This is a genomic window from Pseudomonas putida (genome assembly GCF_003228315.1).
In the GTDB taxonomy this organism is placed as follows: Bacteria; Pseudomonadota; Gammaproteobacteria; order Pseudomonadales; family Pseudomonadaceae; genus Aquipseudomonas; species Aquipseudomonas putida_S.
In genome coordinates, this window is record NZ_CP029693.1 from 2,637,089 (window position 1) to 2,651,967 (window position 14,879).

11 protein-coding genes are annotated in these 14,879 nt (G+C 58.3%); 1 reads left to right on the forward strand and 10 read right to left on the reverse strand.

The window, feature by feature from the left end; genetic code table 11:
* Positions 1-114: 114 nt before the first annotated feature.
* From brnQ to sdhC, 10 genes are all read right to left on the reverse strand, one after another.
* Entirely contained in the window at positions 115-1,428 is a 1,314-nt protein-coding gene (gene brnQ, locus DKY63_RS12105) for a branched-chain amino acid transport system II carrier protein (protein ID WP_110964307.1), read from the reverse strand.
* 378 nt (positions 1,429-1,806) lie between these two features.
* On the reverse strand, positions 1,807-2,688 hold the full coding sequence (sucD, locus tag DKY63_RS12110; RefSeq protein WP_085723285.1) for a succinate--CoA ligase subunit alpha: 882 nt from the start codon (positions 2,686-2,688) through the stop codon (positions 1,807-1,809).
* Positions 2,688-3,854 (reverse strand): ADP-forming succinate--CoA ligase subunit beta, encoded by a 1,167-nt coding sequence (sucC, locus tag DKY63_RS12115; protein WP_110964308.1) that lies wholly within the window; start codon positions 3,852-3,854, stop codon positions 2,688-2,690. The genes sucD and sucC overlap by 1 nt, the downstream gene beginning before the upstream one ends.
* 197 nt (positions 3,855-4,051) lie before the next feature.
* Positions 4,052-5,488 carry a dihydrolipoyl dehydrogenase gene (lpdA, locus tag DKY63_RS12120; RefSeq protein ID WP_110964309.1) on the reverse strand — a complete coding sequence of 479 codons (1,437 nt, stop codon included), beginning with the start codon at positions 5,486-5,488 and terminating at the stop codon, positions 4,052-4,054.
* Positions 5,489-5,585: 97 nt separating this feature from the next.
* The gene (odhB, locus tag DKY63_RS12125; RefSeq protein ID WP_110964310.1) at positions 5,586-6,803 is read right to left on the reverse strand and encodes a 2-oxoglutarate dehydrogenase complex dihydrolipoyllysine-residue succinyltransferase; all 1,218 of its coding nucleotides are present in this window, start codon (positions 6,801-6,803) and stop codon (positions 5,586-5,588) included.
* Positions 6,804-6,845: 42 nt separating this feature from the next.
* Entirely contained in the window at positions 6,846-9,677 is a 2,832-nt protein-coding gene (locus DKY63_RS12130) for a 2-oxoglutarate dehydrogenase E1 component (RefSeq protein WP_110964311.1), read from the reverse strand.
* Positions 9,678-9,953: 276 nt separating this feature from the next.
* Entirely contained in the window at positions 9,954-10,658 is a 705-nt protein-coding gene (locus tag DKY63_RS12135; RefSeq protein ID WP_110967914.1) for a succinate dehydrogenase iron-sulfur subunit, read from the reverse strand.
* 11 nt (positions 10,659-10,669) lie between these two features.
* On the reverse strand, positions 10,670-12,442 hold the full coding sequence (gene sdhA, locus DKY63_RS12140) for a succinate dehydrogenase flavoprotein subunit (protein WP_110964312.1): 1,773 nt from the start codon (positions 12,440-12,442) through the stop codon (positions 10,670-10,672).
* A gap of 3 nt (positions 12,443-12,445) precedes the next feature.
* The gene (gene sdhD, locus DKY63_RS12145; protein WP_110964313.1) at positions 12,446-12,814 is read right to left on the reverse strand and encodes a succinate dehydrogenase, hydrophobic membrane anchor protein; all 369 of its coding nucleotides are present in this window, start codon (positions 12,812-12,814) and stop codon (positions 12,446-12,448) included.
* Positions 12,808-13,182 carry a succinate dehydrogenase, cytochrome b556 subunit gene (gene sdhC / locus DKY63_RS12150; protein WP_016773673.1) on the reverse strand — a complete coding sequence of 125 codons (375 nt, stop codon included), beginning with the start codon at positions 13,180-13,182 and terminating at the stop codon, positions 12,808-12,810. Before sdhC ends, sdhD begins: the two co-directional genes overlap by 7 nt.
* 363 nt (positions 13,183-13,545) lie before the next feature.
* On the opposite strand from sdhC, the gene gltA reads away from it, so the two are divergent.
* Positions 13,546-14,835, forward strand: coding sequence for a citrate synthase (gltA, locus tag DKY63_RS12155; protein WP_110964314.1), 1,290 nt, complete (start codon positions 13,546-13,548; stop codon positions 14,833-14,835).
* Positions 14,836-14,879: the final 44 nt, after the last annotated feature.

Genomic DNA, 14,879 nt, shown 5'->3' on the forward strand with positions numbered 1-14,879 from the left:
GTTAGCTTAAGGAAAAAGACACTGCCCCGCGCCCATAAAAAATGCCCCGCATCGATTGATGCGGGGCATTTCTGTTTTGCTCACAAGCCCGCTTGTGACGGGCCGCAGCAGCATTTAAGCCAGTGCTTCTTCGCGCTTGCCCAACAGGCGGTCGCAGACCACGGCGACGACCAAAGTCATCACCGACGGCACCAGCCACGCCAGGCCTTGATCACTGAGCGGCAGGTGAGCCAGCTGCGCCGGCATCCAGTCCGCCAGACCGGCGCCCTTGAGCGCATCGATCAGACCGAAGAGGAACGACACCAGCATCACCGGACCGACGATGCGGCCTTGCTCGTGCCAGAAGTCCTTGCAGAAGCTCAGGGCGACCAGGGCGATGCAAGGCGGGTAGATCGCGGTCAGTACCGGGATCGAGAACGCAATCAGCTTGGTCAGGCCCAGGTTGGACACCAGCAGGGAGAACGCAGCGAGGATGATCACCAGGGTCTTGTAGGACAGTGGCAGCACGCGGCTGAAGTACTCGGCGCAGGCACAGGTCAGGCCTACAGCGGTCACCAGGCACGCCAGGGAAATCAACACCGCGAGGAAACCGCTGCCCAGCGAACCGAAGGTGTGCTGCACGTACGCGTGCAATACCGCCGCGCCATTGGTCGCGCCGACGGCCACTTCGTGACTGCCCGAACCGAGACGAAACAGGCTGATGTACACCAGTGCCAGACCCACGCCGGCGATCAGCCCGGCAATGATTGCGTAACGGGTGATCAGCGCGGGCGATTCAACGCCGCGGGAGCGGATAGCGTTGACGATCACGATGCCGAACACCAGTGCGCCGAGGGTATCCATGGTCAGGTAACCATTGATGAACCCCTGGGAAAACGGTGCAGCCACGTATTCAGGTGTTGCCTGACCGATATCACCCGCTGGCAAGGCGAATGCCGCGATACCCAATACCGCCAGGGCAATGATCTTCAGTGGCGCGAGGAAACGTCCCACAGTGTCCAGCAGGCGGCCCGGGTAGAGCGAGATGAAGAACACCAGCAGGAAATACACCGAGCTGTACAGGAACAGCGCCAACGGGCTTTCGCCGGTCAGCGGAGCCAGGCCCACTTCGAAGGACACGGTCGCGGTGCGCGGCGTGGCAAACAGAGGGCCGACGGCGAGGTAGCAGGCAGCGGCCAGCAGACCGCCCGCCAGCTTGCCGATCGGACTGCTCAGGGCATCCATCGCGCCACCGACTTTGGCCAGCGCTACAACGGTGACCACCGGCAGACCCACCGCCGTGACGAGAAAGCCCAGCGCCGCCATCCAGACATTAGGCCCGGACTGCAAACCGACGATAGGCGGGAAGATGATGTTGCCGGCCCCGACGAACAGGGCAAACGTCATAAAACCAAGTGCCAGGATGTCCTGGCCTTTCAACACTTTCATTAAGGAAATACCACACTACTGAATCGGAATTTAGAGAGGGGTTTCCCTTATGGGTGAGGGAAATGCTGCCGGTCCGTATGGGACTGACCCTTTAGCGCGTAGCCGCCTTGTGGGCAGCGGACGCAAAAATGGCGCGTAGCCTAACGAATTTGTCTGACAAACGCACTGTTAGAGGGCGAACTATCCGATCTACGACATTTTCGTGTCGCGTTTTCGCATGTAAATGGTGGGTGCCTGTAAGTCCGTCATCGCGAGCAAGCTCGCTCCCACAGGATTCGTGAGCGTTGAGATCAATTGAACAAACAACACAAATCCGAAAACGACAAAGGCCACCCGAAGGTGGCCTTTGCTTGGTGAAAAGTCAGCCAAGCACGAAGCTTACTTGACTTCCCAACCAGTCAGCTCGGCCAGGGCCTTGCCGATGTCTGCCAGCGAACGCACGGTTTTTACGCCTGCGTCTTGCAGCGCAGCGAATTTCTCGTCTGCAGTGCCTTTGCCGCCAGAGATGATTGCGCCAGCATGGCCCATGCGCTTGCCCGGAGGAGCAGTCACACCAGCGATGTAGGAAACAACCGGCTTGGTCACGTTTGCCTTGATGTAGGCAGCCGCTTCTTCTTCAGCCGAACCGCCGATCTCACCGATCATCACGATCGCTTCGGTCTTCGGGTCTTCCTGGAACAGCTTCAGGATGTCGATGAAGTTCGAACCCGGGATCGGGTCACCACCGATGCCGACGCAAGTCGACTGACCGAAACCGGCGTCAGTAGTCTGCTTAACAGCTTCGTAGGTCAGGGTGCCGGAACGGGAAACGATACCGACCTTGCCTGGCAAGTGAATGTGACCTGGCATGATGCCGATCTTGCATTCGCCTGGAGTGATCACGCCTGGGCAGTTAGGGCCGATCAGGGTAACACCCAGCTCGTCGCACTTAACTTTAGCGTCCAGCATGTCCAGGGTAGGAATGCCTTCGGTGATGCAGACGATCAGCTTGATGCCGCCGAAAGCAGCTTCCAGGATCGAGTCCTTGCAGAAAGGAGCCGGAACGTAGATCACGCTGGCGGTGGCGCCAGTGGCAGCTACGGCGTCTTTCACGGTGTTGAACACTGGCAGACCCAGGTGCTCGGTACCGCCTTTGCCTGGAGTTACACCACCAACCATCTTGGTGCCATACTCGATGGCTTGCTGGGTGTGGAAACTACCTTGCGAACCGGTAATACCCTGGCAGATAACTTTGGTGTCTTTATTGATCAGGACGCTCATTATTTGCCCTCCGCAGCTTTGACAACTTGTTGAGCAGCGTCGGTCAGGCTGGTAGCAGCGATGATGTTCAAACCGCTTTCTGCCAGTACTTTAGCGCCCAGCTCAGCGTTGTTGCCTTCAAGGCGAACAACAACCGGGATTTTCACGCCGACTTCTTTCACTGCACCGATGATGCCTTCGGCAATCATGTCGCAACGAACGATGCCGCCGAAGATGTTAACCAGTACTGCAGCGACGTTGGTGTCGGACAGAATGATCTTGAATGCTTCGGTAACGCGTTCTTTGGTAGCACCGCCGCCCACGTCGAGGAAGTTGGCTGGCTTGCCGCCGTGCAGGTTGACGATGTCCATGGTACCCATGGCCAGGCCGGCACCGTTGACCATGCAACCGATGTTGCCTTCCAGCGCTACGTAGTTCAGTTCGAACTTGGCAGCGTGCGCTTCGCGCGGATCGTCCTGCGACGGATCGTGGAAAGTCTTCAGCTTAGGCTGACGATACATGGCGTTGGCGTCGATGTTGATCTTCGCGTCCAGGCAGTGCAGGTCGCCGTCAGCCTTGATCACCAGCGGGTTCACTTCCAGCAGGGCCAGATCGTGATCCTGGAACAGTTTGGCCAGACCGGTGAAGATCTTGGCGAACTGGGCAACTTGCTTGCCTTCCAGACCCAGCTGGAATGCCAGCTCGCGACCCTGGAATGGCTGAGCGCCAACCAGTGGATCGATAGTGGCCTTCAGAATTTTTTCTGGAGTGTCGTGAGCGATTTTCTCGATGTCCACGCCACCTTCGGTGGAAGCCATGAACACGATGCGACGGCTCGAACGGTCAACGACAGCGCCCAGGTACAGCTCTTTAGCGATATCAGTGCACGATTCAACCAGGATCTTGGTGACTGGCTGACCATTGGCGTCAGTCTGGTAAGTCACCAGACGCTTGCCCAGCCACTGCTGTGCGAAGGCTTTGGCGTCTTCTTTGTTGCGAACCAGCTTAACGCCGCCCGCTTTACCGCGACCACCGGCGTGGACCTGGGCTTTGACAACCCACTCGGTGCCGCCGATCTTGTCGCAAGCTGCTGCTGCTTCTTCCGGGGTGTCTACCGCGTAGCCTTTGGATACTGGCAGGCCGTACTCAGCGAACAGCTGCTTACCCTGATACTCGTGAAGATTCATGCTTTTTACCGTCTTCGTTAGGTACTGCGCATTCGGTGCTGCACTTGTTCAAGTGCCGCACCACCTGTGACTGCTGCTTGCGTAGCCTTTCCGGATACCCGGTGCAGCTACGCAAGGCTGCGTCCAGCGGACATTCCGCGGTGAGTCTTGCAGGCAAGGCTCACGACGGGCCGATACCGCCGTGGTTTCTTATTGTCTTAACGCTTCTTGCGGTTGGCGATGTGGATGGCGCCGCCATTCACAGCCAAAGCTGCTTCGTGCAAGGCTTCGGACAGGGTCGGATGGGAGAAAACCATCATGCCCAGGTCTTCAGCGCTGGTGCCGAATTCCATCGCGATCGCGCCTTGCTGAACCAGTTCTGCAGCGCTCGGGCCAATGACGTGAACGCCCAATACGCGGTCAGTCTTGGCATCGGCGATGACCTTGACGAAACCACCGGTATCGTTGGCGGCCATTGCACGGCCGGATGCTGCGAACGGGAAGGTGCCGACGTTAACTTCAACGCCTTCAGCTTTCAAGGCCTGTTCGGTTTTACCGACCCACGCGATTTCCGGGTGAGTATAAATAACCGAAGGGATCAGGTCATAGTTCATCTGGGCCTTGTGGCCCTTGATGCGCTCGACAACCATGATGCCTTCTTCCGACGCCTTGTGCGCCAGCATCATGCCGCGAACCACGTCACCAATGGCGTAAACGCCCGGTACGCTGGTGGCGCAGTGGTCGTCGACGAACACGAAACCACGCTCGTCGATGGTCACGCCACTGTCGGCAGCCAGCAGATCAGTGGTCACCGGACGGCGACCAACGGCTACGATCAGCTTGTCGAAAGTGATGGTCTGTTCGCCGTTGGCATCGGTGTAGTTCACAACGACTTCGTCGCCGTTCACTTTGGAGCCGGTCACGCGAGCGCCCAGCTTGATGTCCAGGCCCTGCTTGGTCAGGGTCTTCAGCGCTTCCTTGGAAACAGCGGTGTCCGCTGCCATCAGGAAGGTGTCCAGGGCTTCCAGGACAGTCACTTCTGCACCCAGACGCGACCATACCGAACCCAGTTCCAGGCCGATAACGCCGGCGCCGATCACGCCCAGACGCTTAGGCACGGTCTGGAATTCCAGGGCACCGGTGGAGTCGACGATGACTTTCTGGTCAACAGGAGCAGGCGGGATGTCGATCGGACGGGAACCGGAAGCCAGGATTACGTTCTCGGCTTCGATCACTTCAACCGAACCGTCTGGCTTGGTGACTTCGACTTTCTTGCCAGCCAGCAGCTTGCCGTGGCCCTGGATCGACGTAACGCCGTTGGCCTTGAACAGGGTGGCAACACCGCCGGTCAGGTTCTTGACGATGCCAGCCTTGCGGCCAACCATCGCAGCGACGTCCATTTTGACTTCGCCGGTGGAGATACCGTGGACGTTGAAGCTCTCTTTGGCTTCCTTGTATTTCCAGGAGCTGTCCAGCAGCGCCTTGGAAGGAATGCAGCCCACGTTCAGGCAGGTGCCGCCCAGGGCCAGCTTGCCTTCGCCATCGGTGTACTTCTCGATGCAGGCGGTGGAAAGACCCAGCTGTGCGGCCTTGATGGCAGCTACGTAACCGCCAGGGCCCGCGCCGATCACTACAACGTCAAATTTCTGCGACATTCAAAAAATCCTCTTTAGCGAAAAGCTTCAAGCCGCGCGCTGCAAGCCAAACTGCCGTTTCTTGCAGTTTGAAGCCTGCAGCTCGCGGCTGCTTCTATCAGATATCCAGCAACAGACGAGCCGGATCTTCCAGCAGGTTCTTGATGGTCACCAGGAAGGTTACAGCTTCTTTGCCATCGATCAGACGGTGATCGTAGGACAGTGCCAGGTACATCATCGGACGGATAACGACCTGGCCGTTGATTGCCATAGGACGCTGGATGATGTTGTGCATGCCCAGAATAGCGGCCTGCGGCGGGTTGACGATCGGGGTCGACATCATCGAACCGAAAGTACCACCGTTGGTGATGGTGAAGGTGCCGCCGGTCATTTCTTCCATCGACAGTTTGCCGTCACGGGCTTTCTTGCCGAAAGTCGCGATGCCGCCTTCGATTTCAGCCAGGCTCATCAGTTCGGCGTTACGCAGAACCGGTACAACCAGACCGCGGTCGCTGGACACGGCAACACCGATGTCGGCGTAGCCGTGGTAAACGATGTCGGCACCGTCGATCGACGCGTTGACAGCCGGGAAACGCTTCAGCGCTTCGGTGGCCGCTTTCACGAAGAACGACATGAAGCCCAGGCGCACGCCATTGTGGGACTTCTCGAACAGATCCTTGTACTTCGAACGCAGGGCCATGACTTCGGTCATGTCGACTTCGTTGAAAGTGGTCAGCATCGCCATGTTCGATTGAGCTTCAACCAGACGCTCGGCAACCTTGGCACGCAGGCGGGTCATTGGAACGCGCTTCTCAACGCGATCACCGGCAGCGAATACCGGAGCGGCAGCGGCAGGTGCAGCAGCCTTGGCAGGCGCGGCAGCCGGAGCGGCTTTCTTGGCGGCAACGGCTGCAACCACGTCTTCCTTGGTCACACGACCGCCTTTGCCGGTACCGGCAACGGAAGCGATGTTGATGCCGTTTTCTTCAGCCAGCTTGCGAGCAGCCGGAGCAGCAACAGGATCGTCTTCGCCATCGGCAGCAGGAGCAGCAGCCTGAGCGGCAGCTGGTGCAGCAGCAGGCGCTGCGGCGGCAGCGCCACCTTCAACGATCGAGCCCAGCACTTCGTCGGACAGAACGGTGTCGCCTTCGTTCTTGACGATAGCGCCCAGAACGCCGTCGGCAGTCGCCAACACTTCCAGTACGACCTTGTCGGTTTCGATGTCGACGATCAGATCGTCACGCTTGACGGCTTCGCCCGGCTTTTTGTGCCAGGTGGCAACGGTGCCGTCGGCAACCGATTCCGGGAAAGTGGGGGCTTTGATCTCGATAGCCATTGTCTGTGGTTCCTTAAATTCGGTTTCAGGTGCGCGAAGGCGTTAAACAGTAAAGGCGGCTTGCAGCAGTTGTTCCTGCTGCTCGGCGTGCATCGATGCGTAACCACATGCAGGTGCGGCGGAAGCCTCACGGCCCGCGTACTCGAGTACGAGAGACTTGTTGAGGTTCGCGACGCTACGACGCAAGTGGTGTTGGCTGCAGTACCACGCACCCTGGTTCATCGGCTCTTCCTGGCACCAGACGGCATGCTTGACGTTGGTATAAGGAGCCAGGACTTCTTTCAAGTCGTCCTCAGGGAATGGGTACAGCTGCTCGATACGCACGATGGCGATATCTTCGCGGCCTTCGGCACGGCGTTTTTCCAGCAGGTCGTAGTAGACCTTGCCGCTACACAGAACAATGCGCTCGACCTTTTTCGGGTCCAGGGCATCGATTTCCGGGATAACGGTCTGGAACGAACCTTCGGCCAGATCTTCCAGCGTCGAGATAGCCAGTTTGTGACGCAACAGCGACTTCGGAGTCAGCACGACCAATGGCTTGCGCAGCGGGCGAATCACCTGACGGCGCAGCAAGTGGTAGATCTGAGCCGGGGTCGTCGGCATGCACACCTGAATGTTGTGCTCGGCGCACAGCTGCAGGTAACGCTCAAGGCGAGCCGAGGAGTGCTCAGGGCCCTGACCTTCGTAACCGTGTGGCAGCAGCATGGTCAGACCACACAGACGGCCCCACTTGTGCTCGCCACTGGTGATGAACTGGTCGATTACGACCTGTGCACCGTTGGCGAAGTCACCGAACTGGGCTTCCCAGATCACCAGCGCGTTTGGCGTGGTGGTCGAGTAACCGTATTCGAATGCCAGAACGGCTTCTTCCGACAGGAACGAGTCGTACAGGTCGAAACGCGGCTGACCGTCGTACAGGTTCTGCAACGGGATGTAGGTGCCCGCGTCCTTCTGGTTGTGCAATACGGCATGACGGTGCGAGAACGTACCGCGACCAATGTCCTGGCCGGTCATGCGGATCGGGTGACCTTCGAACGCCAGGGTCGCGTACGCCATGGTTTCAGCGTAACCCCAGTTGATCGGCAGGCCGCCGGCTTGCATCTTCTGACGGTCTTCGTAGATCTTGGCAACCTGGCGCTGAACCACGAAGCCTTCCGGAACTTCCAGCAGCTTGGCGGACAGTTCCTGCAAGGTCTTGAGGTCGAAGCGAGTGTCGTGACGCGCAGTCCAGGCGTGGCCCAGATACGGACGCCAGTCCACGAACAGCTCTTTGTTCGGTTCCTTGACCAGGCTCTTCACTACGTGCAGACCGTTGTCCAGCGCATTGCGGTACTCGTCGACTTTCGCCTGTACACGCTCTGCGTCCAGCACACCGCTCTGGGTCAGACGATCGGCATACAGCTCACGGGTGGTGCGCTGTTTGGTGATCTGCTGATACATCAGAGGCTGGGTACCGCTTGGCTCGTCGGCCTCGTTGTGGCCACGACGACGGTAGCAGACCAGGTCGATCACCACGTCACGCTTGAACTGCATGCGGTAATCGATGGCCAGCTGAGTCACGAACAATACGGCTTCCGGATCATCACCATTTACATGGAGGATCGGCGCCTGGATCATTTTCGCGACGTCGGTGGCGTACTCGGTGGAACGCGAGTCCAGCGGGTTGCTGATGGTGAAACCGACCTGGTTGTTGACCACGATGTGCACGGTACCGCCGGTCTTGAAACCGCGGGTTTGCGACATCTGGAAGGTTTCCATCACCACGCCTTGACCGGCGAATGCCGCGTCACCGTGGATGGAGATCGGCAGAACCTTCTCACCGGTGGAATCGTTGCGACGATCCTGACGGGCACGGACCGAACCCTCGACCACTGGCGATACGATTTCCAGGTGGGACGGGTTGAAGGCCATGGCCAGGTGAACTTCACCGCCGGTGGTCATGACGTTGGACGAGAAGCCCTGGTGATATTTAACGTCACCGGAACCCAGCTCGACCTTCTTCTTGCCTTCGAACTCGTCGAACAGCTCGCGCGGGTTCTTGCCGAAGGTGTTGACCAGCACGTTCAGACGGCCACGGTGGGCCATGCCGATGACGATTTCCTTGGTGCCGTAGGAGCCGGAACGCTGGATCAGCTCGTCGAGCATCGGAATCAGGCTTTCGCCGCCTTCCAGACCGAAACGCTTGGTGCCCGGGTATTTGGTACCCAGGTATTTTTCCAGGCCTTCCGCTGCAGTCACGCGCTCAAGCAGGTGGCCCTTGATGTCCGCCGAATAGGTCGGACGGCCACGTACGCTTTCCAGACGCTGCTGGAACCACTGGCGCTGCTCGGATTCGGTGATGTGCGTAAATTCAGCGCCGATGGTGCGGCAATATGTCTGCTGCAACGCTTCGTGAATTTCGCGTAGGCTCGCTTCCTCTTTGCCGATGAACAGGTCGCCGGCACGGAAGGTCGTATCAAGATCGGCATTGGTCAAGCCGTAATGATTGATCGACAGGTCTGCAGGTGCAGTACGCTGCCACAGCCCCAGCGGGTCAAGCTGGGCTGCCTGGTGGCCACGCATACGGTAGGCCTGGATTAATCGCAGCACTTCAACTTGCTTCTTCTCGTGCTCAGTGCTCACGCTTCCGGCGGAAACCGGCTGGGCGCGGCGCTGGTTCTTTGCCAGCAACACGAAATGATCGCGAATTGTGGAGTGCGAAACATCGGTGGCAGAGTTGCCGTCAGCTGGCAACTTCTGAAAGTAGGTGCGCCACTCTTCTGGCACAGCGTTAGGGTCGTGCAGGTAGAGCTCATAAAGCTCTTCCACATAGGCAGCGTTACTACCGGAAAGGTAGGCGCTGTTCCACATGCGCTGCATCACGCTTTCTTGCATGCTTGGTCACCCTCGGTTAGGGGAACACCACCGGCGACGACACCGAGCAAACTTGCAGAAGTCCGAATGCAGCGACCAAAACAAGCCACTTAGGATCACGCTGATAGTCCGGGTACCAGCCCGGATGCCCCTGCTTGTCTCATTTCTTCAAAATAAGAGCGGTAGCCTTTTGGGCTGCTGCTCAGGTTAAAACTACGGCGCCGGTTGAAGCCTGCGCCGTAGCATCTACGGGTACAGCGGTACAACATTTACAACAGCTGGGTTACAGCAGCTGAATCACACGCCACTCGATAGCAGCATGTTACGGATGTGACCGATGGCCTTAGTCGGGTTCAGGCCTTTCGGACATACGTTGACGCAGTTCATGATCCCGCGGCAGCGGAATACGCTGAACGGGTCATCCAGCGAAGCCAGACGCTCGGTAGTCTTGGTGTCGCGGCTGTCTGCCAGGAAGCGGTACGCTTGCAGCAGGGCAGCTGGACCCAGGAACTTGTCCGGGTTCCACCAGAAGGATGGGCAAGAGGTCGAGCAGCAGGCGCACAGAATGCACTCGTACAGACCGTCGAGCTTTTCACGCTCTTCAGGGGACTGCAGACGCTCGATGGCCGGAGCCGGCGTGTCGTTCTGCAGGAATGGCTTAACCTTCTCGTATTGCTTGTAGAAGATGCTCATATCGACGACCAGGTCACGGATAACCGGCAAACCTGGCAGTGGACGAACGATCAACTTGTTACCTTTTACAACAGCAGACAGCGGCGTGATGCACGCCAGGCCGTTCTTGCCGTTGATGTTCATGCCGTCGGAGCCGCAAACGCCTTCACGGCAGGAACGACGATAGGAGAAACCCTCGTCCTGCTCTTTGATCAGCGCCAGCACGTCCAGCACCATCAGGTCCTTACCACCGGTATCGACCTGGAAATCCTGCATGAACGGCGCAGCGTCCTGATCAGGGTTGTAACGATAAACACTGACTTGCAACATGGCGGTCACCCTTAATAAGTCCGGACTTTAGGTTCGAAAGTCGGAACAGTCTTCGGCGAGAAGTTCACGGCACGCTTGGCAACGCGTTTCTCACCCGGGAAGTACAGGGTGTGGCACAGCCAGTTTTCGTCGTCACGGTCTTCGAAGTCTTCACGGGCGTGAGCACCGCGGGACTCTTTACGTACTTCGGCAGCGATGGCGGTAGCTTCAGCCACTTCCAGCAGGTTTTGCAGCTCAAGAGCTTCGATACGCGCAGTGTTGAACGCCTGCGACTTGTCGTTGATCTTGACGTTGGCGATGCGCTTGCGCAGATCGGCCAACTGGGCAATACCCTTCTGCATGTATTCGCCGGTACGGAATACACCGAAGTAGTTCTGCATGCAGCTTTGCAGCTCGCGGCGCAGGGTAGCGACGTCTTCGCCGTCGGTACGGTTGTTCAGTGCGTTCAGGCGCGACAGGGCCGCTTCGATATCGGCTTCGGTGGCGTCATCGTATTCGATGCCGTCGGTCAGTGCTTTTTCGAGGTGCAGGCCGGCAGCACGGCCGAATACCACCAGGTCGAGCAGCGAGTTGCCGCCCAGTCGGTTGGCACCGTGAACCGATACGCAAGCCACTTCGCCCACAGCGAACAGACCAGGAATGATCTTGTCCACGCCTTCGGCGTCCTGGGTGATCGCCTGGCCATGAATGTTGGTGGCAACGCCGCCCATCATGTAGTGGCAGGTCGGAACAACCGGAACCGGAGCAACAACCGGGTCAACGTGAGCGAAAGTCTTCGACAGTTCGCAGATGCCTGGCAGACGGCTGTGCAGCACTTCCTCGCCCAGATGGTCGAGTTTGAGCATTACGTGGTCGCCATTCGGACCGCAACCGTTGCCGGCGATGATCTCTTTAACCATCGAACGGGCAACCACGTCACGACCGGCAAGGTCTTTCGCGTTCGGAGCATAACGCTCCATGAAACGCTCGCCGTGCTTGTTGATCAGGTAACCACCTTCACCACGGCAACCTTCGGTCACCAGTACACCGGCGCCGGCGATGCCGGTCGGGTGGAACTGCCACATTTCAATGTCTTGTACCGGTACACCGGCACGCAGCGCCATGCCAACGCCGTCACCGGTGTTGATCAGGGCGTTGGTGGTCGAAGCGTAGATACGACCTGCACCGCCGGTCGCCAGTACGGTGGCTTTCGAACGGATGTAGGTGGTTTCGCCGGTTTCGATGCAGATCGCGATCACACCGACGAACTCGCCTTCCTGGTTCTTCACCAGGTCGACAGCGTAGTACTCGTTCAGGAACGTGGTACCGGCTTTCAGGTTGCCCTGATAAAGGGTGTGCAGCAGTGCGTGACCGGTACGGTCGGATGCCGCGCAGGTACGGGCAGCCTGGCCGCCTTTACCGTAGTCCTTGGACTGACCGCCGAACGGACGCTGGTAGATACGGCCGGTTTCGGTACGGGAGAACGGCAGACCCATGTGGTCCAGTTCGAAAACTGCGGCCGGGCCTTCCTGACACATATATTCGATAGCGTCCTGGTCACCGATGTAGTCGGAACCCTTGACGGTATCGTACATGTGCCAGCGCCAGTCATCGTTCGGATCCGCCGAGGCGATGGCGCAAGTGATGCCGCCCTGTGCCGAAACGGTGTGCGAACGGGTCGGGAACACCTTGGTGATCACGGCAGTTTTGTGACCGCCCTGTGCCAGCTGCAGCGCTGCGCGCATGCCGGCGCCGCCACCACCAATGATGATGGCGTCGAAAGAAATCGTTGGAATGTTAGCCATGACTCAGATACCCCAGAGAATCTGCACACCCCAGACGAAGTAAGCGAACATCGCAACGCCGCATACTGCCTGGAAGAGGAAACGTACAGCGGTCGCGGACTTGCCGAACGCCATTGGCGTCAGGTAGTCGGTCGCGATGGTCCACATGCCGACCCAGGCGTGAGCGCCGAGGGCAACGAGGGCCAGAAGGCTGAAGATACGCATCCAGTTGTTGGCGAACAGTTCATGCCATTGGGCGTACTCGAGGCCCGGGTGGGCGACGATGTATCCGATCAGGAAAATGAAGTAAGCCGCGAGAACGACCGCAGAAACGCGTTGCGCCATCCAGTCATAGAGGCCCGAACGCGACAGGTTCGTGACGTTAGTTACCATATCCAAACTCCTGCCAGAACGATTACCACCACGGAAACGGCGATAACGATTTTCGAGCCCAGCTTGCCGCCTTCCAGCGTCTCGCCGATGCCCATGTCCATGATCAAATGGCGCACGCCGGCTACCAGGTGATACAGCAGAGCGGACAGGATGCCCCAAATCACTAGCTTGGCTAGCGGACTGGTCAGACACGCTTTCACCTGACCGAAGCCTTCCTCGGAGCTCAGCGACTTGTCCAATGCATAAAGCATGATGGCAAGGCAGACAAAGAGGATGACACCGGAGATACGGTGAAGAATGGACGTGTAAGCAGTGACTGGGAGTTTGATGGTCCTTAGGTCTAGGTTTACAGGTCGTTGGCTTTTCACGGCTTTTTTTTCACACTGAAGAGCCCCTAACAATCAGGGCAAAGTTGTTGGGGAGTGCACTGGTCAGGTAACCACCACCCAGGGAGGCGACCCCCAATAAAGCAAGCCCAAAAGCCCTTGGCGGTCGGTGGCCGAGTATAGACAGTTAGGCTACTAATGACAACGGACATACCTACCCAAAACGGCTCATTGCACAACTCGCATAAAAGGCGTAAATGGCAGGCAATTTCGAGAAAAAAGTGCGGTTAAAGCCTTCTGGAGCAAGACTTTAGGCAAATTGACATTCGAATTTATCTCACTATAGTGGTGCGGGCCCTGCGTGGGGGGTCTGTCTGATGATTTCAAGCATGAATAGGAGGCCACATGGCTGACAAAAAAGCGCAGTTGATCATCGAGGGCGCAGCCCCCGTCGAGCTGCCCATTTTAACCGGCACCGTTGGTCCCGATGTTATCGATGTTCGGAGCCTGACGGCCACGGGCCGCTTCACCTTTGACCCTGGTTTCATGTCGACCGCCTCCTGCGAGTCGAAGATTACCTATATTGATGGCGACAACGGCATCCTGCTGCATCGCGGCTACCCGATCGAGCAGCTGGCTGAAAAGTCGGACTACCTGGAAACCTGCTACCTGCTGCTCAACGGCGAACTGCCGACCGCAGAACAGAAAGCCCAGTTCGTCAGCACCGTCAAGAACCACACCATGGTTCACGAGCAACTGAAGACCTTCTTCAACGGCTTCCGCCGCGACGCTCACCCAATGGCCGTGATGTGCGGTGTAGTCGGCGCCCTTTCGGCCTTCTACCACGACTCCCTGGACATCAATAACCCGCAGCATCGCGAAATCTCCGCGATCCGCCTGGTTGCCAAGATGCCGACCCTGGCAGCGATGGTTTACAAGTACTCCATGGGCCAACCCATGATGTACCCGCGCAACGACCTGTCGTACGCGGAAAACTTCCTGCACATGATGTTCAACACCCCGTGCGAGATCAAACCGATCAGCCCGGTACTCGCCAAGGCCATGGACCGGATCTTCATCCTCCACGCCGACCACGAGCAGAACGCATCGACTTCCACCGTGCGCCTGGCAGGCTCCTCGGGTGCCAACCCGTTCGCCTGTATCGCCGCCGGCATCGCTGCACTGTGGGGCCCTGCCCACGGCGGCGCCAACGAAGCCGTTCTGACCATGCTCGATGAAATCGGCGATGTTTCGAACATCGACAAGTTCATCGCCAAGGCCAAGGACAAGAACGATCCGTTCAAACTGATGGGCTTCGGTCACCGTGTTTACAAAAACCGCGACCCACGCGCTACCGTCATGAAGCAGACCTGCGACGAAGTGCTGAAGGAACTGGGCATCCAGAACGATCCGCAACTCGAACTGGCCATGCGCCTGGAAGAGATCGCCCTGACCGACCCGTACTTCATCGAGCGCTCGCTGTACCCGAACGTCGACTTCTACTCGGGGATCATCCTCAAGGCGATCGGCATTCCAACCAGCATGTTCACCGTGATCTTCGCCCTGGCGCGGACCGTCGGCTGGATTTCCCACTGGAAGGAAATGCTCTCCAGCCCGTACAAGATCGGCCGCCCGCGCCAGCTGTACACCGGCTACGAGTCGCGTGACATCACCAAGCTGGAAGACCGCAAGTAAGACCTGTCTTGCGAAAACGTCTTAAGTTGCACCGAGAACGGCCT

Coding starts and splice junctions, on each gene's coding strand:
- brnQ (WP_110964307.1), bottom strand. CDS start 1,428: ATGAAAGTGTTGAAAGGCCAGGACATCCTGGCACTTGGTTTTATGACG.
- sucD (WP_085723285.1), bottom strand. CDS start 2,688: ATGAGCGTCCTGATCAATAAAGACACCAAAGTTATCTGCCAGGGTATT.
- sucC (WP_110964308.1), bottom strand. CDS start 3,854: ATGAATCTTCACGAGTATCAGGGTAAGCAGCTGTTCGCTGAGTACGGC.
- lpdA (WP_110964309.1), bottom strand. CDS start 5,488: ATGTCGCAGAAATTTGACGTTGTAGTGATCGGCGCGGGCCCTGGCGGT.
- odhB (WP_110964310.1), bottom strand. CDS start 6,803: ATGGCTATCGAGATCAAAGCCCCCACTTTCCCGGAATCGGTTGCCGAC.
- DKY63_RS12130 (WP_110964311.1), bottom strand. CDS start 9,677: ATGCAAGAAAGCGTGATGCAGCGCATGTGGAACAGCGCCTACCTTTCC.
- DKY63_RS12135 (WP_110967914.1), bottom strand. CDS start 10,658: ATGTTGCAAGTCAGTGTTTATCGTTACAACCCTGATCAGGACGCTGCG.
- sdhA (WP_110964312.1), bottom strand. CDS start 12,442: ATGGCTAACATTCCAACGATTTCTTTCGACGCCATCATCATTGGTGGT.
- sdhD (WP_110964313.1), bottom strand. CDS start 12,814: ATGGTAACTAACGTCACGAACCTGTCGCGTTCGGGCCTCTATGACTGG.
- gltA (WP_110964314.1), top strand. CDS start 13,546: ATGGCTGACAAAAAAGCGCAGTTGATCATCGAGGGCGCAGCCCCCGTC.